Raw genomic sequence first — 26,158 nt, forward strand, 5'->3', positions numbered from 1 at the left:
AAAATATTATTTTTTCTCAGCAAAAAATAAGAGGCTTGGCATCAGGTAAAAAAAACTACCTTTTGCCAAGCCCCGGATCTTTAGCTAAGCCGTTCTTCTTTCTCTTTTTCGATTTCTTCAATGAGCAGGGATAATTCCGTCCAGCGCTCCACCGCGCTTTCAAGCTCGAGATCGACCGCTTCCTTTTCCTGCATGATTTCCTGGATGCGGCCATAATCGCTGCCTGCTTTTACAATTTGCTGCTCAAGCTCATCCTTCCGCTCCTCAAGCTCGCTAATCCTGTCCTCGATTTGCTCCCAGTCCTTCTGCTCCTTGTACGAAAGCTTTTTCTTCACCGGCTTGACCCGCTGCTGTGCCGCCTTTTCCTTTATGACTTCCTTTGCTTCGTCGCTCTCGTTTTTTTGCCAGTTCAAATAGTCGCTGTAATGGCCCTGAAAGCGTTGAATGTCTCCGTCTTCTGTAAATACGAGTAAATGATCGACAACCCGGTCCAAAAAGTAACGATCATGGGAAACGGTCAGCACGACTCCAGGAAATTGATCGAGGTAGTCCTCCAATACGGACAATGTTTGCGTATCTAAATCATTTGTCGGCTCATCAAGAAAGAGCACATTGGGCTCTGCCATCAGGATGCGCAGCAAATACAGGCGGCGCTTTTCACCGCCCGACAGACGGCGAATATACGTCCATTGCGCAGCACGGGAAAATAAGAAACGCTCCAGCATCTGTTCCGCCGTAATCGCTTCGCCGCTTTTCGTATACACGACTTCAGCGACTTCCTTAATATAATCAATCACCCGCAGCTCTCCGTTGATTTCCGCGTCCTCCTGCGTGTAATAGCCGATTCTGACCGTTTCACCGATCGAAATCGTCCCCGCGTCAGGCTCGACCCGGCCGGCGAGCAGGTTTAGCAATGTCGTTTTGCCGCTGCCATTCGGGCCTACGATCCCCAATCGTTCCCCTGGAACAATTAAGTAGTCGAGCTGACTGATCAACTGGCGGCCATCGTAGCTTTTGTTCACCTGCTTCAGTTCGATCACATCATTGCCGAGACGTTTGGAACCGATCGCGAAATCAAACTCACTTTTCGACGCCGGCCGCTCCTGCTCCTGTAACTCCTCAACCCGCTGAATCCGTGCTTTCTGCTTCGTCGTTCTCGCCTTTGCGCCCCGCTTCAGCCAGGCAAGCTCACGTCTCAGCAAGTTTTGCCGTTTCTGCTCCTGGCCTGCTTCAAGCAGCTCACGTTCCGCCTTTTTCTCTAAAAACACTTCATAGTTGCCGGCATAGACAAAGAGGCGGCCTTGGTCCAATTCATAAATTTGGTTCGTAACGCGGTTCAAAAAATAGCGATCATGCGTAATCAGCATAATTGACCCTTTATAGCCGGCCAAATACCCCTCCAGCCACTCGATCGTTTCGTGGTCGAGATGGTTCGTCGGCTCATCCAGCAACAGCAGATCAGCCGGCTGAATTAACGCTTTTGCAATCGCGACCCGTTTTTTCTGACCGCCGGAAAGCGCTCCAAGCCGCGCTGTGAAATCGCGAATCCCAAGCTTCATTAAGATCGTTTTCGCTACCGTATTCGCTTCCCATGCCTGAAGCTCCTCCATCTGCTGCTGGCACTTCATATATTGCGCCTGATAGCGGCTGTCCTGCGGATGCTTTTCAAACGCTAGCAAGCTTTCCTCATAGGCTCTCATCGCGACCATGATCGCCGAATCGCCGTAATAAATATGCTCCAGCACCGTCATCTCTTCATCTACCTCAGGCTGCTGCGGCAAATATTCAATATGATAAGCATTTGGATGAATCAGCTTTCCTTGATCAGCCGATTCCACACCGGCCAATATTTTTAAAAGTGTTGATTTACCGGTTCCATTAACACCGATTAATCCGATTCGCTGCTTTTCGGCAACTGTAAAGGAGATCTGCTGAAATAATGTCTTGTCGCCATACGTCTTCGTTATTTCCTCAACTTGCAGCATAGATTCACGTCCAATCTCTTAATCTCACCTCTCATCTTACCGAAGCTGTTGAAAAAGTTCCAGCAGCTTTTTAGTAATGAGCGAAGCTGTTTTCTAATTTTGAAGAGTGGCTTCTCGAAGCAGGGCACGCGGAGCCATTACTCCTCTAAAAAGAAAGTGTTTCCATGGTGGCCTCATCTTACCTTAAAGGAAGTTGGCAGGAAAGGCTCCTGGTAAAAGTAATTAGGCTTCTTCACCGTATCATCGTATTCGGTGTGGAAAATATGAGTCGCAGCCGGCGAAAGCGGCGGAATGAGCCAGGACCATTTTCCGGTCACCTCTCTTCCGCTTTCCTGTTCCTTCTCCGTAAAATGTTTAAATTGCTTCGCTGCCGTATGGTGATCGACAATGCTGACTCCTGCCGCTTTATAGGAATGAAGCACGGCGATATTTAATTCCGTCAACGCCCGGTCCTTCCAAAGTGTGCTGTCCTTTGCCGTATCAAGCCCGAGACAGGCCGCCACTTTCGGCAGCATATTATAGCGAAATTCGTCGGCAAAATTCCGCGCGCCGATTTCCGTCCCCATATACCAGCCGTTAAAAGGCGCCGCTGTATAACTCAGCCCGCCGAGGTCCAGCTTCATATCGGCAATAAAAGGAACGGCATACCATTTCAGCTGCAGTTGGCGAAACGATTCAATCTCCGGATGCTCAATGTCCACTTCAACAAGGCAGTGATCAGGAATCGCAAACCATTGCGGCTTCCGATTCTCTACTTGTATCACAAGCGGGAGGACATCAAACGGTGTCTTTTCCCCCTCCCAGCCGAGCGACTGGCAGTATGAAGTCAAGGCGACCGAAGCCGGATCGCCGATGATCCCGTCCGGGGTTTCATAGCCGGCGTAGCGGATCAGCTGATGATTCCAAATCCGAACCTGTCTTTGGCCATGTTTAGCCGGATCAAAAACCGTGATCACCGGAATGACCTTGCCACCATTGGTCGCATACATCAAATGGCGAAAAAGCGCCTCGGCTATTTCCGCCTCCGTCTTCAAGCCGCGTGCATCAAAAACATGAAGCGTATCCCAGAAAAAACGGCCGATGCAGCGATTGCTGTTACGCCACGCCATCCGTGCTCCATGCTTCAGCTCTTCTTCTGTATGCTCATAGCTTCCCGTTTCCTTTATTTGTTCCTCAATCATTCTGATTCTTGCTCCCGCTTCGCTTTCCGGCTTGCCCAGCTCGGCGTAGCATGCCTGGATAAACTCCCGGGCTTCTGTCACCATTTGATCTGCACTCATTCGTTTCACCTCGTCATCCTTTACCCGCTACGATTGCATCAAGGGCACTGAACAAGGCTGTTGTCGCCTTCGTCCAGTGCCCTCTTTTCCTTCGCCTCTGTTCACAGCAGCTCTTTAATCGCTTCCTCCAGTTTGGCCGGTTCAACGTTCGGTCCAAACCGTTCAACGACTTGTCCATTTTGGTCGACTAAAAATTTCGTGAAGTTCCATTTGATTTCCGGACTGAGAACACCCTTTTTCTCCTGCTTCAAAAACTTGTACAATGGGTGGGCGTCCGGCCCGTTGACGTTAATTTTGGCAAACAACGGAAAGGTCACCCCAAAATCACGCTCACAGACCGTCTCCATCTCCTCATTGCTGACAGGCTCCTGATTCATAAATTGGTTACATGGAAAACCGAGCACTACGAAGCCTTGATCACGATAATCCTGATACAGCTTTTCAAGTCCTTTGAATTGAGGGGCCAGCCCGCATTTTGTCGCGGTGTTGACGATCAACAGCACCTTGCCGCTGTATGCTTCAAGTGACACCTCTTCCCCCTTCGGCGATTGAACGGTAAACTGATACACACTCATCTTCAGGCCTCCTTCGTTTCTTTATAACCAGTATAACAGTCAATAGAGGCTGGGACAAAAGGTTGTTTTTTACCTTTTTCCCAGCCTCTCTAAGCAATGAGCGGAACCGCCACGATCTTTTAAAGCCCGTTGTGAGTGGGTTTCTCACAACGGGCTTGTGGCGTGTGAAGCCATTGCCAGTAGGTCCAAAGCTAGTTTTGTCTCAAGCTCTATCTGTTAATGCTTTCGTCTTGCAAAATCAACAAAACGGAACTTATCCGGCCTGTGACGCGATTCGGTATATTGAAAAAGCGTCGCATCATCTAAATAAACTTGGCTTCTTACGACTACGATCATGTTGTAGTCTTCTAAATCAAGCAGTGCCTTATCCTCGTCAGTCGGCGCTTCCACCGTAATTTCCTTTTTCGCAAAGCTGATATCCAAACCAAGCTCTTTTTCTAAATAGGCGTACAATGAAGTGGCACATGCCTCTTCAGTCAGATTCGGAATAAGAGAAGCAAGCAAATAATCGTGATCGAGAATAATCCGTTCGCGGTCGATCTCTCGGACCCGCTGCACATGCCAGCACGGCTCGGGGGCCGTTAATTGAAACTGCTCCTGAATATCAGGCGTCATGACGTCCTTTTTCACTTCCACTACGTCGGTTCGCGTCCGTGCCCCCATTTTATCGGCAAGCTCCTGAAAGCTGACGAGGCCTGAAATCGGAAAGTTGATTTTCGTAATATCAAGCACCATCGAGCCTTTGCCCTGCATTTTCTGAATATAGCCGTGCTCCGACAACAGCTTTAGCGCCTTGCGAATCGTTTCCCGTGACGCCTGATACTCTTCGGCAAGTTCGTTTTCCGAGGGGAGCAGCGTATTGGCCTTCAGCTCTCCGGCCTGTATTTTTTCAACTAATTCATCGTAAATCATTCGAAACTTGTTTCTGATCATGTCTATCACCTAGTCTAACTGTATCACGTTTCTGTCACATGATAAACGAGAGACTCATAAGGGCGGAGGCTAATTTTTTCTGCAAATTGCGGCTGATCAGGATAATTCGATAAAATCAGCTTTTCCCGGCCAACAAAACGTTGCCACTGCTCAGGCAAATCGAGCGTCCCCTCTTTCCCGTAAAAATTGTTGATCACGAGCAGCGCCTCGTTTTGGCTATTTCGCTCAAAAACAAACAATTGCTCATCATCAGCACATCTCAGTCGATAATCGCCATCCGTCATCACATCATACTCTTTCCGCAGCTGAATTAGCTTTTGATAATGATAAAAGATGGAATCCGGATCAGCCACCGCCTGTTCGGCATTGATCGTCTTGTAATTCGGCGCCACCCCGATCCACGGGGTTCCTGTCGTAAAGCCGGCATTTGGCGAGTCATCCCACTGGACCGGCGTCCGTGAATTGTCACGCGATTTCCGCTTAATGATCTCCATGATCCTCTCTTCAGCAATCCCTTTTTCCTTCATAATCCGGTAAAAGTTCACCGTTTCGACATCCCGATAGTCTTCGATCCGCTCAAAGCCCGGATCGGTCATGCCAAACTCTTCCCCTTGATAAATATACGGCGTCCCCTGCATCAAATGAATCGTCGTTGCCAGCATTTTCGCCGATTGCCGGTGGTACGTCCGGTCATCGCCATAGCGGGTCACGACACGCGGCTGGTCATGATTGCACCAGAACAACGCATTCCAGCCTCCACCTTTATTCATTTCCACCTGCCATGTTGAGAGAATGCGCTTCAGCGCGAGAAAGTCAAAATCAGCGAGCGCCCATTTCTCCCCATTCGGGTAATCGACCTTCAAATGATGGAAGTTGAACGTCATACTCAGCTCCTGCCGCTCCGGCTTTGAATACTTGACACAAGCGTCAATCGACGTCGAGGACATTTCGCCGACGGTCATGCTGTCATACTTCGCCAGCACTTCCCTGTTCATCTCGTGGAGATATTCATGAACCCGCGGCCCGTCAGTATAAAATTTACGCCCGTCACCGGGTGGTTCGCTGCCATCATCATTAGGAAAACGCTGATCCTTTGAAATGAGATTAATGACGTCCAGCCGGAAGCCGTCAATCCCTTTTTCAAACCAGAAGTGCATCATCTCATACACTGCGTTTCGTACTTTCTCATTTTCCCAGTTTAGGTCGGCCTGGCTCACATCGAACAGATGCAAATAATACTGGCCTGTCTTTTCATCAAGCTTCCAGGCGGAGCCACCGAATTTCGACTGCCAATTATTCGGCTCCCCTCCATCGACAGGATTCTTCCAAATATAAAAATCTCGGTATGGATTGTTTTTCGACTGCCGCGCCTCCTGAAACCAACGGTGCTCAGTCGATGTGTGATTCACGACCAAATCCATAATCAGCTTCATACCCCGTTGATGCGTTTCTTTGAGCAGCCGCTCAAAATCAGCCATCGTCCCATATTCCTCATGAATCCGGTAATAGTCGGCAATATCATAGCCATTATCCTTTTGCGGTGATTCATAAATCGGCGTCAGCCAGAGAACATCGACGCCAAGCTTTTTTAAATAATCAAGCTTTTCGATGATCCCCTGAATATCACCAACCCCGTTGCCTGTCGTATCATTAAAGCTTTTCGGGTAAATTTGATAGACGACCGAACGCCTCCACCATTCCTTCATTTCATAACATCCTTTCTTTCGTTCACTCTTCTTCTTTTAAGCTCTTTGGTTTCGTGAGCTTGCCGTAAAGGACTGTTAACACAAACGGAAGCAAAATAACGACTGCCATCCCAATGAAAAACGGTCCCCAATCCTGGCCGCGAATCGAGACAAACGCCGGAACACCACCTACGCCGACCGCATTTGCCAACACGCCATTGATCGTCACAAACATTCCGGCAATCCCGGCACTAATAATCGCCATAATGAATGGAAAACGGTAGCGAAGATTGACCCCGAACAGAGCAGGCTCGGTAATGCCCAGCCATGCGGAAAGACCGGCCGTGCCGGAAAGACCTTTCAAGTTGGCGTTCTTCACAAGGAAATACATCGCGAATGCGGCAGACCCTTGTGCGATATTGGATAAAGCAAGAATCGGCCAAAGGAACGTGCCACCTGCCTCTGTTCCTGTTGTCAGCTGCAGGTCAACCGCGAGAAAGACATGGTGCATTCCGGTAATCACAAGTGGACCGTAAATAATCCCGTATAAGAAACCGGCAATCCACGGCAGTGTGCCAAACAGCCAAATGAACCCGTCTGCAATCCCATTCCCAATCGCAAACGTCAGTGGGCCGACAAGAGCAAATGTTAAAAAGCTCGTCACAAGCAGAGCAATCGGTGCGACCGTCAACAGCTGGATGGAGTCAGGAATCCGTTTACGCAAAAAGACATCGAGCTTCGCCAAAATAATCGAAGCAACGAAAACCGGCAGCACCTGTCCCTGGTAACCGAGCTTATTGATTTCCAAACCGAACAAATTCCAAGTTGGAATCTCGCCTGCTTCCCGCGCCGCGCCGTAATCCCACGCATTCAGCAAAGCCGGATGTACTAAAATCAGTCCCATTACAATCCCGAGCAGCGGATTACCGCCAAAACGCTTCACGGCCGACCAGCCGATTAACGCCGGCAGGAAGGTGAACGCTGTATTGGCAATAACATGAATAATATCCGCGAAATCGGCCCATTGTGGATAGACATCAATAATCGCTGTATCTCCTTCAAAGAAAATCCCTCCTCCTGTCAGGACATTATTGATCCCCATCAGCAGACCGGCCGTGACAATCGCCGGCAGAATCGGAATAAAGACATCAGCCAATACTTTCACGGCGCGCTGAATCGGATTCAGATTCTTCTCGGCGGCCGACTTTGTTTCATCCTTTGAAGCTTCTGAAATCCCCGCCAACACAACTAATTCCTTATATACTTTATCAACAAGACCTTGTCCAATCACGATTTGAAACTGTCCATTTGTTGAAAATGAACCTTTTACAACATCAATATTTTCAAGCGCCTTCTGATCAACCTGTTTTTCATCATGCAAAGCAAAACGGAGTCTCGTCACACAATGGGTGGCCGAGGCAATGTTTTCCTTGCCGCCTATCGCAGCAAGAATCGCCTTTGCTGCTTCTTTATTCGTACTCATCCTTCATTCTCCTCTCATTTGAAGCGTTTTCACAGCATGTAAAAGAAATCGTCACAATAAGCTTGTATATACAAGAATGATGACGGTTTCAGTTTAACTTGTATATACAAATTAGTCAAGCATAAAAAAAGGCATGCTACTAGTAGCATTACCTTCTTTATCCGGAATGAATCCTCTTTCTTCTTCAACGCTTTTGCTGCAGCAAAAGCGTGACATTAATTTTCTCGCAAATCGTCACATAATGCATCAGCGTTAAAAGCACAGCCCCCATATTCATTCCAAGTATCACACCGTCCATTTGCATGCTTGGCATCGAGCCAAGGACAAACATCATTCCAAAGGAAAAAACGGTTGAATAAAGCGCATGGACAAAAGCTTCCTTCACAAGACCGATGCCAATTAAAAAGGCCTGCATCGGAATCGCAAAAAAATGAAACAGGAAATACGGTACGAGCAGCTGCAAATAACGGACGGCAGGAGAATTTTCAAAAAAAAGGCTTGTCAATGGTTCGGCAAAAAAATAAAACACCATTACAGCCGGTATGCCGTACCCGGCCGTCAGCAGCATCACTTTCCGCATCAGGGAACGCAGCCTGACAAACTCTCTTTTGGCATAGGCTTCCGAAACGGTCGGAATCAAGACAATTAACAAGGAATGCGCAATAAAAGCCGGAAAAAAACCGATCGAAAAGGCGACGCCCGCCAGCTTCCCATATTGGGTCATCGCCAGCCCCTCGACCATGCCGGCCCGCACAAGCGCCTCCTTAATCAAAAACGGCTTAAGCGCGAACGTCGCCGCGTGGAAAATTCGCAGTCCGGTCGTCGGCACTGAAACCTCCAGCAACGTACGCCGCACTTTTTTTCCGTCAAGCGTCGCCCGCGGCCGCCGTTTCAGCAGATTCATTTGCAGCAAAAAAGCAAAAAACAAATAGCCAAATACGACCAGCTCACTGGCGACCAAGGTGCACAAAGCAACGAAAATGGCGACGTCCTGCGCAAACGACATCATATTAAAGATAAAGAAGAGAAGGACAAGCTGTGCGGCCCGCCGTAAAAAGTTAGCAAACGCGATGCGGCTCATCTTCTGCGCGCCCATAAAATAGCCGCGCGCCACTGAAGAAAAAGCGATCAGCGGAATCAAAAGAATAAAGAGCCAGGGCACGAGCGGATGGTAATGATCGAACACCGGAATCAGGGGCAGAACCCAGACGGAGACTGCGACAAAGATCAGCGTGCAAACCGCAGCAAAACGCAACGCATGCAACAGCATACTACGGTGAAACAGCTGCTCCTTTTCAGCAACAAACTTGGAAATCGAAATCGGCAGCTCCAGACTGGCAAGCACTACGACAAACATAATCGTCGGCAATATCGACATATATAAGCCGAGCCCTTCCTCGCCCAATTCCCTTGCCAATACAATATTCACAAGAAATTCAATGCACTCGCCCGCAAAGGCGGCAATCGTTAGCAGTAAAGCCCCTTTAAAAAATGATGTCATCTTTCCTCTCCCTCTCCAACCTGTCCCTAATTTATATGAGACAAGTCTCGGGATTATGGTAAAAAAGATGAAATCAGTCCTCACAGTACAGGATTCCGCTCTTCTGCAAGTTTAGCGCTTCACGACAATAGAAACGAAATTCCGCTAACAGGCAAAAACAAACGGGCCAGATCATGTGTAACCGCTCATAACGGAATAAGGTTCCTCTATAAGCGGCATGTTTTTCACACCCTCATTCCTACATATATAAGGCTGCCAGCATAATGCCAAGCGCGTTTTGATAAATCGACGGATACTGAGACAGTGGAAGGGGATTCGTGCCTCTGCCAAGTTCAACGGTGAAGCCCGGCCGCTGCCATTCCTGAATAAACCAGTCCTTATAGCCGGCAAAGCTATCGACGTAACGGATCGGCTCATAGCCGCTGACCCGGGCGAATTCATTGACAATTCCTTCTGCTTCCGGCGGCTCAAGCCCCTGATAGCCCCAGAAAATGACTTCGCCCTGTGTATGAAACGCGAGTACTCTCCAGAAATCCCGTGCTTCAGTCAGCTCGGCCATGGCGATGGCCTCAGGCTCGCTTAATGGCTGGTAGCCCGGAAAATCACGCGGCGCCGGCGATCTCGGTTTTCTTTCTGCTTCAATCTCCCAGCGTGCCGGATACTGATTATTCAAATCAACACCGCGAATATTCGCTTTCCAGCCCGAAAAGGAAGTCGCCCCGCCGTTCATTGCGATTACACTGGAGCGGTACGGCTCTTCAGCGGGCGGGCCGTTAATGACGAGATCAACTCCGTCCGGATTGACGAGCGGCACGACGGAAAGCTCGACTTCCTCATAAAAAGCCTGCATATTCAATCCTCTTATCGCGGTTTGATTCGTTAACGCGAGCGCATATTCATTCAGAAATTCAACGAGCACAGGGGTCGTAATCCATTCATGAGCATGGAAGGAGCCGTTAAAATGGATTTTTTTCGGGCCATAGCCAATTCGGATTTCCTCAATCGGCTTCCCCATCACACTTGTTCCAATGACTTCTCTTCTTAAAAAAGGATAGACATCCGTTAAGACGCGCAAATCATTTTGCAAGGATGCCGACCAATATGGCCTTGCTCCTTGGATAACCTTCGCGGTGACCCGCTGCGGAATCAAAAGACGATCACCGATTTGTAAATGGTTTGCGTCTAGCTGCTGATTGACTAGAAAAAGCTGATCAAGCGGCAGACCCAGTCTGTTTGCTATCGCCCACAGGGAATCACCGGCCGCTACATAATACGCGCTGATTGTATAGCCTGGTATTGAAATTCGCATTCCCACTGACAGACGGTCTGGAGCGACATGTCTGTTCGCGTCAACAAGCAGCGGAAGCGAAAGCGAAAATAACTGACTGTAATACCAAAGGCTGTCTCCCTGTCGTACCGTTATATCCATACGCCGCCTCCTTTCCTTATAAAGATATGAACGCACCTCCTTAATCAGAAGCTGCTGAAAAAGGATGATTTACACTTTTTCAGCAGCTTTTAAGTAATGAGCGTATGACTATCCGAAAAAATGAAAAGAGGGGAATCCGTCGCTCCTGAAATAGACTTCGCCTTCCGCGGAAAGCTGGTGAGCCTCCTTGGGCTACCGCCCTGTGGGGTCTCACCGTTGCTTTTTCTCCCACAGGAGTCTCCGTCTATTTCATCCGCTCGACATTCAGGTAAATACAGTAGTAGTTGCATTTTTCGTATAGTTTTCCGGCTACATGGCAGCAAAACCAAGCTCGCCTGCATGGAATTTTTTCCGAGGACAGTTCTGACACACACTCGGATTGGAGCTGTACTCACGGTATCGCACAAGAAAAAGCGGACGAGATGGGAGGGCCGACTCCTGCAGGAGGGAAGGGCAGGTTGAAATCCACCGGCGTGCCGGTTAGTTCAACGCCCGCCTGCGGAAAGCGTGCCCCCCATCCCGGGAGCGGGTTCGAAGCTCTGGATCGTGACAAATACTTATATCCAAAAAGCCTGTCGACAAAGTAATGAGCGTAGTCATTACTCTTCTTCGAGTTACGAACAAGGACGTTTTTCAGTCGCCTCTCTTAATCAGGAGCCTCTAAATAATCAGTTAAACACCAAAAGTCTACTCAATCTAAACGTTTATTTTTCTCTTTAAAAAGGAATAGACAAAATATTATCTTTTTTCCATTTATGTGAAGGAAATTGCTTGCATTTCCACGAACAAGTAAAGAGGTCTGTCTGGATACGAAGTGATCCAGGCTGCCTCACTTCATTTATTTTGGGAGGGATTTCGATGGTTTACAAACGTCCAAATACGGAAGGGTCTCTCGTCTCATTTAAAAAACGCTATGACAACTACATTAACGGGGAATGGCAGGCTCCTGTCAAAGGGCAATATTTTGATAACATTACCCCCGTTACAGGAGAGGTCTTTTGCGAGGTCGCCCGCTCGTCTGCGGAAGATATTGAACTAGCACTTGATGCCGCTCATGCGGCAAAAGATGCCTGGGGCAAAACATCCCCAACAGAACGGGCCAATATTTTAAATAAAATCGCCGATCGGATCGAACAGAACTTAGAAATGCTCGCAGTCGCCGAGACGTGGGAAAATGGAAAGGCCGTGCGCGAAACGTTAAATGCCGATATTCCGCTGGCCGTCGATCATTTCCGCTATTTCGCCGGAGCGATTCGCGGTGAAGAAGGTTCAATCAGTCAAATCGATGAACATACCGTCGCCTATCATTTTAATGAGCCACTTGGCGTTGTTGGACAAATTATTCCATGGAACTTTCCGATTTTGATGGGAGTCTGGAAGCTTGCCCCGGCACTGGCCGCAGGCAACTGCGTCGTCTTAAAGCCGGCCGAACAGACGCCTGTTTCCATTCTCGTATTAATGGAATTAATCGAAGACCTGCTTCCTAAAGGCGTCGTCAACATTGTCAACGGCTTTGGCGTTGAAGCTGGAAAGCCGCTTGCTTCGAGCAGCCGGATCGCCAAAATTGCCTTCACTGGTGAAACGACGACGGGACGCCTGATCATGCAGTACGCTTCGGAAAATATTATTCCCGTTACGCTTGAATTAGGCGGGAAATCACCGAATATCTTTTTCCCTTGCGTGATGGATAAAGACGATGAATTTTTAAATAAAGCGATCGAAGGCTTTGTCATGTTTGCGCTCAATCAGGGCGAGGTTTGTACATGCCCGTCACGCGCCTTGATTCATGAATCAATTTACGAACCTTTCATGGAGCGTGCACTTGAGCGGGTCAAAGCGATCAAAACCGGCAATCCACTCGACCCTGAAACGATGATGGGCGCCCAGGCTTCTTTGGAGCAAATGGAAAAAATCCAATCATACTTGGACATCGGCAAGCAGGAAGGCGCCGAATGCCTGATTGGCGGAGAACGGAATACGAGCCTCGGCAGCGAATTCGAAAACGGCTATTATATTCAGCCAACCGTCTTTAAAGGCACAAACAACATGCGCATCTTCCAGGAAGAAATTTTCGGCCCGGTTGTGTCCGTCACTACGTTTAAGGATGCCGACGAAGCGCTCTCAATCGCCAATGACACGTTATATGGATTAGGCGCGGGCGTATGGACACGCAACATTAACACCGCCTATCGCTTCGGCCGCTCCATTCAGGCCGGACGTGTCTGGACAAACTGCTACCACGCCTACCCGGCCCACGCTGCCTTTGGCGGCTACAAAAAGTCGGGCATCGGCCGTGAAAATCATAAAATGATGCTCAGTCACTATCAGCAGACGAAGAATATGCTCGTCAGCTATAGCGAAGATGCGCAAGGCTTCTTTTAAGAAGCGTTGAACTCCGGAAGCTGCAGAAAAAGGACGATTTTCACTTTTTCTGCGGCTTTTAAGTAATGAGCGTAGCCGTTTCCTGAAAGCCTTGCTACGAGTGGGTTTCTCGAAGAAAGGCACGCAACGCGCGGAGCCATTACTCTTCTTCGAGTTACGAAAAAGGAAGTTTTCAGCGGCCTCGAACTCCACCCCCTGTTGCTTCCTGACTACGAAAAGGGAAAGGAGTGAACGGAACATGGTTGAACGAGTCGTTGCCACCGAAGAAGCGATTCAATTGATCAACAAGCTAAAAAGCATTCACGGTCCATTAATGTTTCATCAATCCGGCGGCTGCTGCGACGGCAGCTCGCCGATGTGTTACCAGGAAGGGGAGCTGAAGGTTGGGGCAAGTGACGTCCTGCTTGGTCATATCGGCGGAAGCCCCTTTTATATTGCTGCGGATCAGTACGCCTATTGGAAGCATACGCAATTAATTATTGACGTCGTGAACGGACGCGGCGGCATGTTTTCATTGGAAGGACCTGAAGGAAAACGCTTTTTAACCCGCTCAAGGGTATTTACAGAAGAAGAACGGAAAGAGCTCCAGCTTTAAGACAAGGGGATGGGTCAAAGGTTGTTTTTTTCCTTTGATCCATCCCTTGCTTTTTCCCGCTATCTCCCCATCTTTGCCAAACCCAGCTTGCCCTTATCCCCGGAAAATATTCAGACTATTGGCTCATTTTCCCAAAAAGACGTTTAGCTTCTTCTCAATTTGGTAAAAATAATGATATAACCAAACCAAATCTACTACTAAATAAATCTATTACATAAAAAGGAGGAATCACGATGAGCTTGCAGGAATACATCGAAGAAATTAATAAAATGCTGGAAGAAGCTAAGCAGCAAGTAAGTTCAGAAAAGTAGACTTCCTACGTAATAGGAATGAGGCAAAAAAACCTGCTCTTTTGCCTCATTCCTATTTTTATTTCTGTTTAGGCGTTTTTCTTAATTTCAACGCCGGCCCATTCCTCATAGCATTTCGCTACTGCACACATATCCTCTTCCGCATAGCCTTTCGCCATGGCGATTCGCAATTGTTCCCTTACGCTTGCAAGCAGCGGCACCGGAATATTCATTTCAGCCGCGACATTTAAAGCGAGCCCTAAATCCTTATGCATCAGCTCTGTTTTAAAGTTTGGATGAAAATCGCGGTTGATAATTTTCGGTCCTTTATTATCCATCATTCCACTCCGCGCCCCGCCGCCGCTAGCGACTTCCATAAATTTCTGCGGATCCACTCCGGCTTTGCTGGCCAAAATCAGCGCTTCGCTTAACGATAAGAGATTAATAGCAGACATCGTATTATTGGCGAGCTTCGTATATGCTCCTAGTCCGCTTCCCCCCATATAGTGCGATTGTTTTCCCATCGCCTCAAATAAAGGAATACACTGCTGGTACACTTCTTCCTTACCACCTACCATGAAAGCAAGTTCCGCGGCAATCGCCTGTGGTTCACTTCCTGTTACCGGGGCATCAAGCAGTTCAATGTCTTTCTCAGCCAGTTCTTTCGCCAGCGATTGAACTAGATCCGGAGCGACGGTGCTACTGTCAATGATAATTAAACCGGCAGACGCTCCCGCCAGAACACCATTCTCCCCTTTGATAACTTCTTCCAAAGCTTGATTATTCGTGACCATCGTAATGACGATTTCACTGTTTCGTGCCACTTCAGCCGGTGAGCTTGCCACCTCCACATCGCCCTCACTCTGCAACGATTGTGCCTTGCTTGCAGTCCGATTGTACACACGCAATGAGTAGCCAGCTTTTAATAGATTTTTTGCCATTGGCAACCCCATTGTTCCCAATCCCACAAATCCAATCTTTTTCATAAAAAATCCTCCTCAAATGTTATGATCTGTTTATAGTAAAGCGCTTTCACACATTACCAGAGTCAGATGCTGTCAATATTGAACTTTCCTCTCCTTCTGCCTGCTGGAGAAAGCAGCTTTATTCCGTTTTCGCTTGCTGGAAGCAGCAAGTGAAGTCGCATCCTCACTTCATCTTTGATGCGACTTCACTTGCCGGCTCTTCCTGGGCACTTCCATGCTCAAATACGCTACTTATTATGTTCGACCGTATTGCCGTAATCGCTTAATGTCACCTGCTTAATTTCTTCAATATGTTGTTCCATCAGCTTTTTCGCCGCCTCGACTTCTTCTTCGGCAAGCGCCTGCAAAATTAAGCGGTGCATTTCGTTAGCCTGCTGCGGGCGGGCATGGTTTTTTGTAATAATCACGCCAAACCATTGAATTTGAGCTTCGATCGACTGCATCATCACACTGATCCGTTTGTTATCGGAATAATTAATGATCGTCCGATGTAAATTACGGTCAGCCTGAAAGAACGGTGCCGTCTTCCCTTTTGCCAGCGCGAGCTCTGCTCGATCAGCCTCTTCGACGAGTGAGTGGATAACCTTTTTCGGTATCTGTTTACTCGCGAGCTCGACAGCCAGACTTTCGAGCACTTTTCTAACATTATAGATGTCTTCGATATTTTTCCGGTTCGGAATCGCGACGAAGCTGCCAGAACGCGCCTTTACTTCAACTAACCCATCCTGCTGCAGCTTCAGTAGCGCATCGCGCAGAGGCGTCCGGCTCACTCCCAGCTTCTCCATAATGTCATCGTAATTAATTTTTGAACCCGGCTCCATCTGATTATTGATAATCTCTTCACGCAGGTAAAAGTAAATACGATCAGACAGATTTAAATTATCAAATTGAATCTTTTCGGCCATTATATACCTCCATCCCTATTCTTCAACTGAATAGGAAGCACTCACCATCACATAAATCCCATTATTTATCATACACATTGAACAGTCTGTTATCAAATATCTTTCATGCGCCAAAACTAAAATCTAATATTTTAATAAGAGCCGGATGACCCTCCTACTTCTCCCTTTTTACTTCCACCTGACCTTTCTTCTCCAACAGCTTAATAACTGAAGCCATATCAAAATCACCAAGCCCCTCATTGATCGCCTCTGATAAAACAGACTCCGCCAGAGCGCCGGTAGATTGATCAAGCCCCGCTGCCTCAACAAGCTTATTCGCTAATTTCACATCCTTATGTAAGTATTTTAAAGCGCCTCCTGGTTCAAAGTTTCCCGGCAAAACATATTGCTCCATATGCCGTTCCAGCATCCGGCTGTTGCCATAGCTGACTTTTAAAATGTGATAAAGCTGTTCGGAATCAAGCCCTAATGCTGCTCCCGTCACCATTGCCTCTGCGGCGGCCAGCGAGTGAACACCAACAAGGTATTGATTGATCAGCTTCGCCACACTACCGCTTCCCGATGTTCCTAAAAATTCAACCTTCGCACCAATTAGCGCAAGCAGTGGCTCCACCGTCTGAAAAGCAGCTTCTTTTCCTCCGACCATAATCGTTAGCGTACCTTGTTCGACTCCTTCAGGCCCACCACTGACCGGAGCATCAAGATAGTCAATTTTTTGCTTGGCGGCCTCCGCAAACAGTTCCCTGCTTGTCTCCGCGCCGACCGTTGTAAAATCAATACAAATTGCCCCCGGACGAGCATGGGCAAGAATTCCTTTCTCCCCTTCGTACACGCCAATCACATCACCTGGCATCGATAGGCACGTACAAATGATATCCGCCATCTGCGCCACCGCAGCGACACTGTCCAGACGCTCTGCGCCAAGCTCCACCAATTCCTTCGTTTTTTCAGGCGAACGGTTATAAATAAGCACCGTATGCTGCTGCAGAAACTGCTTGATCATGCGCGAACCCATTACGCCCGTTCCAATAAAGCCAACCTTCATCTTCTTCCCCCTTCTGCTGTTCCCATGACAGCATGCCTGGACTACCTCCTGCCTCACCTCCATTATAGCATAATATTCTGAACCTTTAATGCGATAAGCTCTTCTCGGCAGCTAACCACCTCTATTACCGATATATATTTCTGATCGGAGAAAATAAAACCTTTTATTATGCTGCTAAAACGCCGTTCCCCCTTTTTCATTCAACAGAAAAAATTTTTGTGGAAAAATCATTTGGGATACATCCGTCCTGCACTGCGCCTGTTCCATGACAATTTATTGTTTGCAGTCATCCAATCACGCTATTGAAAGTCCCCCACTAAATAATATGTTAGAAAACCTTTCACGAATGTCAGGGCTTTTTTTAATATCCTTTATGATAAAAATAATGAACCACATATTATTTATAAAGCTGCAGGAGGGATGATTCTTACATGACGGAGGATCTTAAAGTAGGGTTATTGTTCTCGCTGTCAGGCGCATTAGCTGCGACAGAGAAAGGCCAGTACAAAGCTGCCTTGCTTGCAATTGATGAAATTAATAAACATGGAGGCGTGTTAGGGAAAACGCTGACTCCAATGTTTAAAGATACATGTTCCGATCCGGATGTCACAGCTAAAGTGACTGAAAAATTACTTGAGGAAGACATTCAGCTGCTCATCGGTCTTTCTACATCCGCCGGCCGTAAAAGCATCCTGCCTCTGCTGGCGAAGCATGACTGTCTGCTCTTTCACCCCGCTCACTACGAAGGGGCAGAACAGCATCCAAACGTGATCTATTGCGGCCCTTTACCTAATCAGCTTTTGTTTCATTATATCCCCTGGCTGATGAAGCACATCGGCAAGAGCTTTTATTTAATCGGCTCTGATTATCATTATCCGAAAGAAATGAACAATGTTGCCCGCCGACTCATCTCCCAAAATGGAGGGGAGATTGCAGGCGCGTCATATCACGCGTTAGGGGAGAAGCAGTTCGAACAGACCATTAAAACGATTTCCACGAGAAAGCCTGACGTAGTTTTCTCGACGTTGGTCGGAGAAAGCGCTCAATCGTTCTACGAGTGCTGTCACCATCTCAATTTCCCTTTTCCAATCGCGGACACAATCATCTCTGAAACTGATAATCAGCTGATTGACCCCCGTTACATAGCAGGCCATTATTTTTGTTCCTCCTATTTCTCTTCGCTTAATCAGGAGGCAAATGTTGCATTTAAACGTCGCTTTCAAGCTGCTTACGGAACCGAGATGATCAGTGCGGCGATGGAACATGCTTATAACAGCGTCCACATAATGGCCGAGGCGATTCAGAAAGCAAGCAGCCTCGAAATAGGTAAAATCAAAAAGCATATAGCCGGTCTCGTCTGTCAGGCTCCCCAGGGAAAAATTATCGTTGACCAAAAGAACCAGCATCTATGGCTCCATTCCCACATCGGTCAATTTCAAAAGGATGGATCAGGCAAAATCCTTTCGGAATCAGCTGGCCCGGTGAAGCCTTCCCCATTCCCGCTTAAGGGAACGCCCGAGGCTTACCGGAATGAAAATGTGGAAGCTTCCTTATCCGCTCATAAACCTGTCATCACGGAGCTGAAAAAAGCAGCTTCCTTTTTCCCTTACTATGTCACTTATTTTGACCAGCAGGGCCGACTTCTTGATTTGTTTCAGCCTGAGATGAAAGAGCAGTTTCCGGATGACCCGCTCGATCCCGGTGTTTCCATATGGGCGACAGATTTTTTGAAACATACGGGCATGAGCAAAGCGATTCTAAAAAAAGAACTCTCTTTTTCACTGGGGTCAGATCACCAGACCCTCTCATTAAATGACTGGATCACCGTCGGCATTCCAATCTTCAGCGAAAACGAATTATTCGGCGCCCTCGGCGTATTTGTCCGCGATAATCAGGAATTCGAGCTTGAACTCTTTATTTCACTTGTGAAGGCGCTTAAAGTGGTCGCCGAGAATTCTGTCAGCCTCTTTCAGCAATCAAAAGAGTCTAAGTTTCTATACGAATTGCTGCATGATGTTACGAATGATCTTGAGGAGGCGCTGCTTGTCAAAAAGCAGGAAAAAATTATTTACACAAACGGGCTGGCCGAGCAATTAATCAGTGAAAAAGACAAACTTATGCTCAGCTTGTATCAAGAAAATTTTGATCATATTTCTTATAAACGGAAGCAGCTTTATAAAGATCAGTCCAATTCCATTTATGAAGTCTATATCGTCCCGGCTCATGACTACCGCTACCTTTATATAAAAAAACTGAGCGCGAACAAAAAGAAACAGAAAAAAAGCCGCGAACAGCCGCTGCTGCTTCCTCACATTGCCGGTAGCCACCCAAAACTGCTCGAGGCGATCTCATTAGCAAAAACCGCCTCGACCAATTCCACAAATGTGTTATTACTCGGAGAAAGCGGAACCGGTAAAGAAATATTCGCCCGGGCGATTCATAATGAAAGCACCCGAAAGGATAAGCCGTTTGTCACCCTTCATTGCGCGACGCTCAATGAACCGTTCATCGCCTCTAAGCTGTTCGGCTATAGGGATGGACCTTTTAGTGGGGGCATCCCCGGCAAGTTCGAGCAAGCGAATGGTGGCACGTTATTCCTTGATGAAATTGGTGAGATGCCGGCGGAGCTGCAGGCGATCATCCTGCGTGTTCTGCGGCAAAAGGAAATCAGCCGCCTCGGCGGCCAGCAGACCATTCCGCTCGATGTAAGAATTATTGCTGCGACAAATAAAGACTTGAGTCAGGAGATTGCTTACAAAGGCACATTAAGCAGCGACTTATATTATCGCCTGAATGTCTTCCCTATCGAGCTTATCCCTTTAAGGGAAAGAAAAGAAGACATCGCTGAGCTTGTCGCCCTTTTTTTAGAGGAATTCGCGGAAAGAGACGATCAGGAGAGCAAGACGGTTTCCTCTGAAGCTCTGCATTATTTCATGAACTATTCCTGGCCCGGCAATATTCGCGAGCTTCGCAATGTCGTAGAACTCGCTTATGAGTTGTCCGGCACAGATAGAGAACTTCATCTGGAGCATTTGTCCAGAGCTCTCTCCATCGAGCATAAGCCGCCTGAAAAGTATGAATGGACAAAGGTTAAGCATCTGGAAGAGATTCGACAAGTAAATCGTTTGAAGGAACGGGAGGATATTATGGAGGCGCTCGTCCGTTTTAAAGGAAATATCTCAAAATCATCAAAGCATCTCGGCTTCTCCCGGACGACCCTTTATAAGAAAATGAAGGAATATAAATTGGACAGTTAAGTACTGCACATGGCGACTTTCCCGCTTCAACTATATAGCCTCGAAACAATGAATGGAGCCATTGTTTCGAGGCTTGAATAAAAGGTAAAAAAACAACCTTCTATCCAAGCCTCTGTGAAAGCCTTTAAAACAAGCCAAGCATATTAATAAACACGACAATGATCGTAATCGGCACGACCCATTTCATTAAAAAGAGCCACACTGACAGCCAGACGGCTGACAGGCTGTTCCCGGCTGTAAACTCCTCATTCACCAGCTTACGATCCATCCGGTGCACAATAAAGAGCGCAATGAACAGGCAGCCAAGCGGCAGCATAAAATTGCTGACGAGATAATCCGTCGCATCAAAAAAGGTTTTCCCGAACAGCTGAACATCCGCCAGCACTCCGAATGACAGCGCCGCCGGGATCCCTGCCAAAAAGACAACGATGCCCGAAATGAGGGCGACCTTTGCCCGCGAACGCTTGTTGTTTTCTGTAAAAGCAGAAATGATAATTTCCAAGAGACTGAATGATGACGTTAATGTCGCAAACAAAAACAGCAACAAAAACAAGCTGAGAAACAGACCGCCGAACGGCATTTGCGAAAAGGCAGCCGGCAGCACCATAAACAGCAAACCAGGGCCTTCCGCCGGCTCAAGCCCGAATGAGAAGACGACCGGAAAAATCGCCAGACCTGCCAGCAATGAAACGAAAATATTCATGACAACTACAGACGATGCAGCAGCCGGAATATTTTCATTCTTATTCAAGTAAGAACTGTATGTCACCATACATGAAAAACCAACAGCCAGCGAAAAAAAGGACTGGCCCAGCGCGTATAAAATGCCTTCCCCTGTTATATTCGAGAAGTCCGGCTGAAGGAAAAAGCGCACGCCCTCCATCGCCCCTTCCAGCGTCAAGGAACGGATAACAAGAATAAGAAAAAAGATAAATAAAAGCGGCATTAAATATTTGTTTGCCCGCTCAATTCCATTTTTTATCCCAAAGGAAAGCACAATCACGTTAATAAGTAGAAATAGTGCGAGACCGATAAGACCGATCCAAGGTGTCCCTGTCACTTGCGCAAATAACTGACCGTAATCGGCTCCCTCCGCGATCACCTTCCCGGAGATGGCGAAGCCGGAATATAATACAACCCATCCGCCAACGACGCAGTAAAACGAGAGGAGCAGGAAACAGCCCAGTACTCCCATCCGGCCAACAAGCACCCACGCGCTCTGCGGAGCCAATGTTTTGTAAGCCGTAATCGCTTCGCGTCGGGCTCCCCGCCCGATAATGAATTCTGAAACGAGCATGGAAAGCCCGATCAAAACGGTAAAAATAATAAAAATGAGAAAAAACGCTCCTCCTCCATTCATTCCGGCCACATAAGGGAACTTCCAAATCGCCCCCAGTCCTATAGCCGCTCCGGCTGTTGATAAAATAAAGCCGAGTTTTGAGGACCATTGCTCACGTTGATCACTCATCCTCCACCCTCCTAGTAAATGACGTTGATTACACTATCTTACACGATAAACCTCCATCCCGCTTCCGTAAAGGCTGCTGAAAAAGTTCGATTTTCACTTTTTTAGCAGCTTTTTCGTAATGAGCGTAGCCGTTGCCTGATTTTGAAAGCCTTGCTACGAGTGGGTTTCTCGAAGCAAGACGTGCAACGCGCGGAGCCATTACTCTTCTTCGAGTTACGAAAAAAAAGAAGTTTTCAGTGGCCTCCTTCCGTAAAGGCTTTTATCTCATTTTTTTCTAGTCTGCCCCGAATGACGAGCCACTGACGACAGATTCTGCCTTTGCTGTTAGAGACCGATTTCACCTTACCCGCCCTTCCATTCCATGATTCTTTTCATTCTCACATATTGCTACATATTCATAAATTTTAATATTTGAAATAAGCTTGCAACTCCTTATCCTTCAACGATTACGAGAGATTACCCAGTTTTTTCATACTAGTCTTTTCTTCCTTTTTTCTTCTCGGAATCAGGTTTTTTCTTGCGGATAAGGGTTTCAATGCAAAGCAAGCATGGTATAGAAAAGTAACAAAAAAGGAGGGAATAAATCATGAAGAAAAATCTACTGTTACTTATGTCGGCTTTAGGAATTACATTGGTGATGACGGCTTGCGGAGGAGAGGGAGACCCTGCCGGTGATCCGGCAACTGATCCGGCTACAGACCCGGCAATGGAACAACCGGCTCCACAATAAAAAACTGGCAAGTAAAACCTGTACGATCAATGAAGAGCCCGGGCCAAAAGGTGAAAGCAACCTTTTGGCCCGGGCTTTGCGTACCTGAGCCACTGCAATCGTTTTTCAGTATCCTTTTTTATCGTTAGCGGCTATCCTGAATCGAAGCAGAGCTGTTATTGGCTGACAGCTCAGTCAACGGATCGTATGGTGGACCGGCGATCGTCCCTGCAAGTAAAGCAAGGTCGACTGCATTTTCAGGACTTCCCCACGAATTACCGGAAAATACAAAGACAGCTCTATCGACGACAAATCCTCTCGTATTATAGACAATATTATTGATGATGTGACCGGTCGTATTCGGATTTAAATACGAAGGCTGGCGCAATGAGTAAAAAATATTATTATCGACTAACAGATTAGTTACATTATTGGCCTGAGTCACAAATCCGCGATTGACTACCCAATCCGTTGACGGTCCTTCCTGGGGCGGACCATATATTGTATTGCCCAAAATGCGGTGATTACTCCCTCCAATTTGAATAAACTCCCGTGGATACGGCACATCACTTGTCATTGTAAACCCCTCAATCGTAACACCAGTCCCAGTGACGACAAAGGGGATAACATTGGCCTGCAACTGAATGACAGCGCCGGGGTAGCCCCGCAATGTGACCCCTTGCTTATTAACATTCACCGTTGTAGCAATCGGATAAGTCCCAATTAGTACATGAACGACTCCAGTTGGTGACACAGCAGCAAGCCCCTCCTGTATTGTTCCAAAGGGATTAGCCTGAGTACCATCTCCCCCGGTTGAACCAGATTGCACATAAACCTCAAATGGATTTGGCCCTATTCCACCAGTGGCTCCCGTAGCACCTCTTGGACCAGTAGCTCCCGTCGGACCGGCCGGACCTCCAGCTGGACCTGTGGGACCAGTGATACCGGGTTCTCCAGTGGCTCCTCTTGGACCAGACGGCCCCATCGCTCCTGTCGGGCCTGCGGGGCCTGTAGGTCCCACAGTTCCTTCCGATGCCACGACCAGCAATGCAACATCATCAACGATCACTGCCGGACTGCCTGCCTGTGGCAGCTTATTTATTAAAATAAGCGCTTGCGTTGTTCCTAAAGGGGCAGCTGACGTCGTCTGATATTCTTCTATCCAATTCTCTTCCTGAACGTTCGGCAGACGGTTTACCGGCAGGTTCGTAATAAGACCATATCCCAAAAAGGTAAAAGAGGCATCATAATAAGCAACCGTTAGTGAAATCGGTGGTGACGGTGAGTTCCCCTCTTTGGCCAAAGAAACGAGAATCTCATAAGATTCTCCGGCAGTGGCAGGGACATACTGAGTAATAAACGAATTGACATTCCCGCCTGCTAGTTGGGCCGCGTAGCTTCCTGAATGAGAGGCAGCTGTTGTCCGAATACTGTTAACAAATAACCACGGGGCAAAACCACCTATTTCAAAGCTGCCATTCTGAACAGCATTATTAATCGACATTCACTCACTCCTTTCCTAATTAAGCATGTCTTCATCCTTTCTATTTAGAATCGAACGTGCTTACGATACGGTATTAATTTCCGACCCGTTTCGCTACGCCATTTGTCCTGCTCCTTTTAAGGTAAAGAGGCTGTCCCGAGTGGGACAGCCTCTTTATGCCATCACTTTGCACATATTATTCGTAAATTCAACGGGATCTTCAATTGGCAAGCCTTCGATCAACAGTGCCTGGTTGTATAATAAGTTTGTGTACAGCTCAAGCTTCTCTTTATCTTGTTCGTAGGCTTCTTTTAAGGTAGGGAAAATGTCATGGTCTCCGTTGATTTCGAGAACCTTCTCTGCCTTTACATTCGGATTGTCCGGCATCGCCTGAAGCACCTTTTCCATCTCAATGGATAATTCTCCTTCTGCTGTGAGACAGACCGGATGAGAGCGGAGGCGCTTCGATAGTCTGACATCTTTCACTTTATCGCCAAGCGTCTGTTTCATATGTTCAAATAAGGCTTTATGCTCCTCCTGCTCGGCTTCTGTTTTCGCTTGCTCCTCTGCATCCTCCAATCCGAGATCACCGCTCGAAACCGATTTGAACTGCTTATCTTTATAGGAAGCTAACGCTTTGATCGCAAATTCATCGACGTCATCGGTAAAATATAGAATATCAAAGCCTTTCTCCGCAACAAGCTCGGTTTGCGGCAGCTTTTCAATCCGATGATGTGACGCTCCCGTAGCATAATAGATGTACTTTTGCTCTTCCGGCATCTTTTCGATATACTCATCCAGACTGATTAGCTTCTTCTCTTTGCCGGAATAGAACAGCAGGAGATCCTGAAGCTCCTCTTTATGCTGGCCGAAATCACTATAGACGCTATACTTCAGCTGTCTGCCAAATGATTCATAAAATGTTTCATACTTTTCCCGTTCATTTTTCAGCAAACCTTTGAGCTGACTTTTGATTTTACTCGTAATATTTTTCGCGATCATCTTCAGCTGACGATCATGCTGGAGCATTTCTCTGGAAATATTGAGCGACAAATCTTCAGAATCAACCATTCCCTTAACAAAGCTGAAATAGTCCGGCAGAAGATCGGCGCATTTTTCCATGATCAGCACGCCGTTGGAATAAAGCTCAAGGCCCTTTTCATATTCCTTCGTATAAAAGTCGAACGGCGTCCGTTCCGGAATAAAGAGAATCGCGTTATAGCGCAATGTTCCATCTACGCTAATATGAATATGCTTCACCGGCTTATCAAAGCCATAACGCTTCTCGTGGTAGAAATTTTCGTAGTCTTCATCCGTTAACTCGCTTTTGTTTTTCTTCCAGATCGGAACCATGCTGTTAATCGTCTGTTCCTCGGTTACTTCCTCTAATTCCTCTTCTTTATCCGCTTTCGGCTTCTGTACAGTGACATCCATTTTAATCGGGTAGCGAATGAAATCGGAATATTTTTTGATGATCGCTTGTAAACGATACGTTTCCAAATATTCATCAAAATTATCATCCTCGGTGTTTTCCTTGATTTTTAAAATGATTTCCGTGCCGACCGTCTCTTTTTCGCACGGTTCGATCGTATAGCCGTCCGCTCCATTTGATTCCCACTTAAAGCCTTGTTCACTGCCAAGCTGCTTCGTCTTTACCGTTACCGCATCAGCCACCATAAAAGCGGAATAAAAACCAACACCGAATTGTCCGATAATATCGTGACCATCCTTGATTTCATTTTCCTTCTTAAAAGCGAGCGAACCGCTTTTCGCGATCGTTCCAAGGTTCTGCTCCAGCTCTTCTGCCGACATCCCGATGCCTGTATCGGTAATCGTCAGCAGCCGCTTCTCCTTATCAGCGCTGACCTTTATGTAATAATCCTCTTGATTGAAGCTCAGCTCCTCATCCGTCAGCGCTTTATAATAAAGCTTGTCAATCGCGTCGCTGGCATTCGAGATCAGCTCTCTCAAAAAGATCTCCTTTTGCGTGTAAATTGAATTAATCATCATTTCCAACAATCGTTTCGATTCCGCCTGAAACTGCTTTTTCTCCATACAACAATCTCCTTCCTCTGCTTCTTTTGTTAGCACTCGTTTACCCGGAGTGCTAATCTTACTTATATTGTATGGAACCTCCAGCACATGTCAATCCAATACGATTGTTTTT

General features: G+C 47.2%; 18 protein-coding genes. 4 read left to right on the top strand and 14 right to left on the bottom strand.

What is annotated here, in order from left to right:
- Positions 1-80 precede the first annotated feature (80 nt).
- The 8 genes from ABMB67_RS07235 to ABMB67_RS07270 form a co-directional block, all read right to left on the bottom strand.
- A complete protein-coding gene (locus tag ABMB67_RS07235; protein WP_354571527.1) occupies positions 81-1,985 on the bottom strand; it encodes an ABC-F family ATP-binding cassette domain-containing protein in 1,905 nt (634 codons plus the stop codon).
- 173 nt (positions 1,986-2,158) lie between these two features.
- Positions 2,159-3,265, bottom strand: coding sequence for a nitric oxide synthase oxygenase (locus tag ABMB67_RS07240; RefSeq protein ID WP_354571528.1), 1,107 nt, complete (start codon positions 3,263-3,265; stop codon positions 2,159-2,161).
- A gap of 101 nt (positions 3,266-3,366) precedes the next feature.
- Positions 3,367-3,840, bottom strand: a complete 474-nt coding sequence (locus ABMB67_RS07245) for a glutathione peroxidase (RefSeq protein ID WP_251224869.1) — start codon at positions 3,838-3,840, stop codon at positions 3,367-3,369.
- 216 nt (positions 3,841-4,056) lie between these two features.
- Positions 4,057-4,773: a trehalose operon repressor gene (gene treR, locus ABMB67_RS07250; RefSeq protein ID WP_354571529.1), complete on the bottom strand. Its 717-nt coding sequence runs from the start codon at positions 4,771-4,773 to the stop codon at positions 4,057-4,059.
- A 23-nt stretch (positions 4,774-4,796) separates the two neighbouring features.
- A complete protein-coding gene (treC, locus tag ABMB67_RS07255) occupies positions 4,797-6,479 on the bottom strand; it encodes an alpha,alpha-phosphotrehalase (protein WP_354571530.1) in 1,683 nt (560 codons plus the stop codon).
- A gap of 22 nt (positions 6,480-6,501) precedes the next feature.
- Complete coding sequence (treP, locus tag ABMB67_RS07260; RefSeq protein WP_251224872.1) at positions 6,502-7,941, bottom strand: PTS system trehalose-specific EIIBC component; 1,440 nt, start codon at positions 7,939-7,941, stop codon at positions 6,502-6,504.
- Positions 7,942-8,125: 184 nt separating this feature from the next.
- Complete coding sequence (locus tag ABMB67_RS07265; protein WP_354571531.1) at positions 8,126-9,442, bottom strand: polysaccharide biosynthesis protein; 1,317 nt, start codon at positions 9,440-9,442, stop codon at positions 8,126-8,128.
- A gap of 238 nt (positions 9,443-9,680) precedes the next feature.
- Positions 9,681-10,871: a M14 family metallopeptidase gene (locus ABMB67_RS07270; RefSeq protein WP_251224874.1), complete on the bottom strand. Its 1,191-nt coding sequence runs from the start codon at positions 10,869-10,871 to the stop codon at positions 9,681-9,683.
- A gap of 858 nt (positions 10,872-11,729) precedes the next feature.
- Here ABMB67_RS07270 and adh point away from each other — a divergent pair.
- Both adh and ABMB67_RS07280 read left to right on the top strand, forming a co-directional pair.
- The gene (gene adh / locus ABMB67_RS07275) at positions 11,730-13,253 is read left to right on the top strand and encodes an aldehyde dehydrogenase (RefSeq protein WP_251224875.1); all 1,524 of its coding nucleotides are present in this window, start codon (positions 11,730-11,732) and stop codon (positions 13,251-13,253) included.
- A gap of 238 nt (positions 13,254-13,491) precedes the next feature.
- A complete protein-coding gene (locus ABMB67_RS07280) occupies positions 13,492-13,848 on the top strand; it encodes a DUF779 domain-containing protein (RefSeq protein WP_251224876.1) in 357 nt (118 codons plus the stop codon).
- Positions 13,849-14,227: 379 nt separating this feature from the next.
- Here ABMB67_RS07280 and ABMB67_RS07285 read toward each other — a convergent pair whose 3' ends face one another.
- From ABMB67_RS07285 to ABMB67_RS07295, 3 genes are all read right to left on the bottom strand, one after another.
- Entirely contained in the window at positions 14,228-15,124 is an 897-nt protein-coding gene (locus tag ABMB67_RS07285; RefSeq protein WP_354571532.1) for an NAD(P)-dependent oxidoreductase, read from the bottom strand.
- A gap of 227 nt (positions 15,125-15,351) precedes the next feature.
- On the bottom strand, positions 15,352-16,029 hold the full coding sequence (locus ABMB67_RS07290; RefSeq protein WP_251224878.1) for a GntR family transcriptional regulator: 678 nt from the start codon (positions 16,027-16,029) through the stop codon (positions 15,352-15,354).
- A 154-nt stretch (positions 16,030-16,183) separates the two neighbouring features.
- Positions 16,184-17,137 carry an NAD(P)-dependent oxidoreductase gene (locus tag ABMB67_RS07295; RefSeq protein WP_354571533.1) on the bottom strand — a complete coding sequence of 318 codons (954 nt, stop codon included), beginning with the start codon at positions 17,135-17,137 and terminating at the stop codon, positions 16,184-16,186.
- A gap of 368 nt (positions 17,138-17,505) precedes the next feature.
- On the opposite strand from ABMB67_RS07295, the gene ABMB67_RS07300 reads away from it, so the two are divergent.
- A complete protein-coding gene (locus ABMB67_RS07300) occupies positions 17,506-20,331 on the top strand; it encodes a transporter substrate-binding protein (RefSeq protein ID WP_354571534.1) in 2,826 nt (941 codons plus the stop codon).
- A 124-nt stretch (positions 20,332-20,455) separates the two neighbouring features.
- Here ABMB67_RS07300 and ABMB67_RS07305 read toward each other — a convergent pair whose 3' ends face one another.
- Entirely contained in the window at positions 20,456-21,799 is a 1,344-nt protein-coding gene (locus tag ABMB67_RS07305; RefSeq protein ID WP_354571535.1) for a sodium-dependent transporter, read from the bottom strand.
- A gap of 586 nt (positions 21,800-22,385) precedes the next feature.
- Between ABMB67_RS07305 and ABMB67_RS07310 the strand changes: the two genes are divergently transcribed.
- The gene (locus tag ABMB67_RS07310) at positions 22,386-22,529 is read left to right on the top strand and encodes a hypothetical protein (RefSeq protein ID WP_354571536.1); all 144 of its coding nucleotides are present in this window, start codon (positions 22,386-22,388) and stop codon (positions 22,527-22,529) included.
- A gap of 124 nt (positions 22,530-22,653) precedes the next feature.
- Here ABMB67_RS07310 and ABMB67_RS07315 read toward each other — a convergent pair whose 3' ends face one another.
- Together ABMB67_RS07315 and htpG are read right to left on the bottom strand one after the other, a co-directional pair.
- The gene (locus ABMB67_RS07315) at positions 22,654-24,012 is read right to left on the bottom strand and encodes an NTTRR-F1 domain (RefSeq protein WP_354571537.1); all 1,359 of its coding nucleotides are present in this window, start codon (positions 24,010-24,012) and stop codon (positions 22,654-22,656) included.
- A 153-nt stretch (positions 24,013-24,165) separates the two neighbouring features.
- Positions 24,166-26,046, bottom strand: coding sequence for a molecular chaperone HtpG (gene htpG, locus ABMB67_RS07320; protein ID WP_251224883.1), 1,881 nt, complete (start codon positions 26,044-26,046; stop codon positions 24,166-24,168).
- Positions 26,047-26,158: the final 112 nt, after the last annotated feature.

The organism is Halalkalibacter oceani, from assembly GCF_040544555.1.
GTDB classification, from domain to species: Bacteria; Bacillota; Bacilli; order Bacillales; family Bacillaceae_D; genus Halalkalibacter; species Halalkalibacter oceani.

Excerpts from the sequence above, each read along its gene's own strand:
- treP (WP_251224872.1), bottom strand. The coding sequence starts at position 7,941 with ATGAGTACGAATAAAGAAGCAGCAAAGGCGATTCTTGCTGCGATAGGC.
- ABMB67_RS07300 (WP_354571534.1), top strand. The coding sequence starts at position 17,506 with ATGACGGAGGATCTTAAAGTAGGGTTATTGTTCTCGCTGTCAGGCGCA.
- ABMB67_RS07280 (WP_251224876.1), top strand. The coding sequence starts at position 13,492 with ATGGTTGAACGAGTCGTTGCCACCGAAGAAGCGATTCAATTGATCAAC.
- adh (WP_251224875.1), top strand. The coding sequence starts at position 11,730 with ATGGTTTACAAACGTCCAAATACGGAAGGGTCTCTCGTCTCATTTAAA.
- ABMB67_RS07240 (WP_354571528.1), bottom strand. The coding sequence starts at position 3,265 with ATGAGTGCAGATCAAATGGTGACAGAAGCCCGGGAGTTTATCCAGGCA.
- treC (WP_354571530.1), bottom strand. The coding sequence starts at position 6,479 with ATGAAGGAATGGTGGAGGCGTTCGGTCGTCTATCAAATTTACCCGAAA.
- ABMB67_RS07310 (WP_354571536.1), top strand. The coding sequence starts at position 22,386 with ATGAAGAAAAATCTACTGTTACTTATGTCGGCTTTAGGAATTACATTG.
- ABMB67_RS07315 (WP_354571537.1), bottom strand. The coding sequence starts at position 24,012 with ATGTCGATTAATAATGCTGTTCAGAATGGCAGCTTTGAAATAGGTGGT.
- ABMB67_RS07305 (WP_354571535.1), bottom strand. The coding sequence starts at position 21,799 with ATGAGTGATCAACGTGAGCAATGGTCCTCAAAACTCGGCTTTATTTTA.
- ABMB67_RS07285 (WP_354571532.1), bottom strand. The coding sequence starts at position 15,124 with ATGAAAAAGATTGGATTTGTGGGATTGGGAACAATGGGGTTGCCAATG.
- ABMB67_RS07235 (WP_354571527.1), bottom strand. The coding sequence starts at position 1,985 with ATGCTGCAAGTTGAGGAAATAACGAAGACGTATGGCGACAAGACATTA.
- htpG (WP_251224883.1), bottom strand. The coding sequence starts at position 26,046 with ATGGAGAAAAAGCAGTTTCAGGCGGAATCGAAACGATTGTTGGAAATG.
- ABMB67_RS07290 (WP_251224878.1), bottom strand. The coding sequence starts at position 16,029 with ATGGCCGAAAAGATTCAATTTGATAATTTAAATCTGTCTGATCGTATT.
- ABMB67_RS07295 (WP_354571533.1), bottom strand. The coding sequence starts at position 17,137 with ATGGAGGTGAGGCAGGAGGTAGTCCAGGCATGCTGTCATGGGAACAGC.
- ABMB67_RS07245 (WP_251224869.1), bottom strand. The coding sequence starts at position 3,840 with ATGAGTGTGTATCAGTTTACCGTTCAATCGCCGAAGGGGGAAGAGGTG.
- ABMB67_RS07270 (WP_251224874.1), bottom strand. The coding sequence starts at position 10,871 with ATGGATATAACGGTACGACAGGGAGACAGCCTTTGGTATTACAGTCAG.
- treR (WP_354571529.1), bottom strand. The coding sequence starts at position 4,773 with ATGATCAGAAACAAGTTTCGAATGATTTACGATGAATTAGTTGAAAAA.
- ABMB67_RS07265 (WP_354571531.1), bottom strand. The coding sequence starts at position 9,442 with ATGACATCATTTTTTAAAGGGGCTTTACTGCTAACGATTGCCGCCTTT.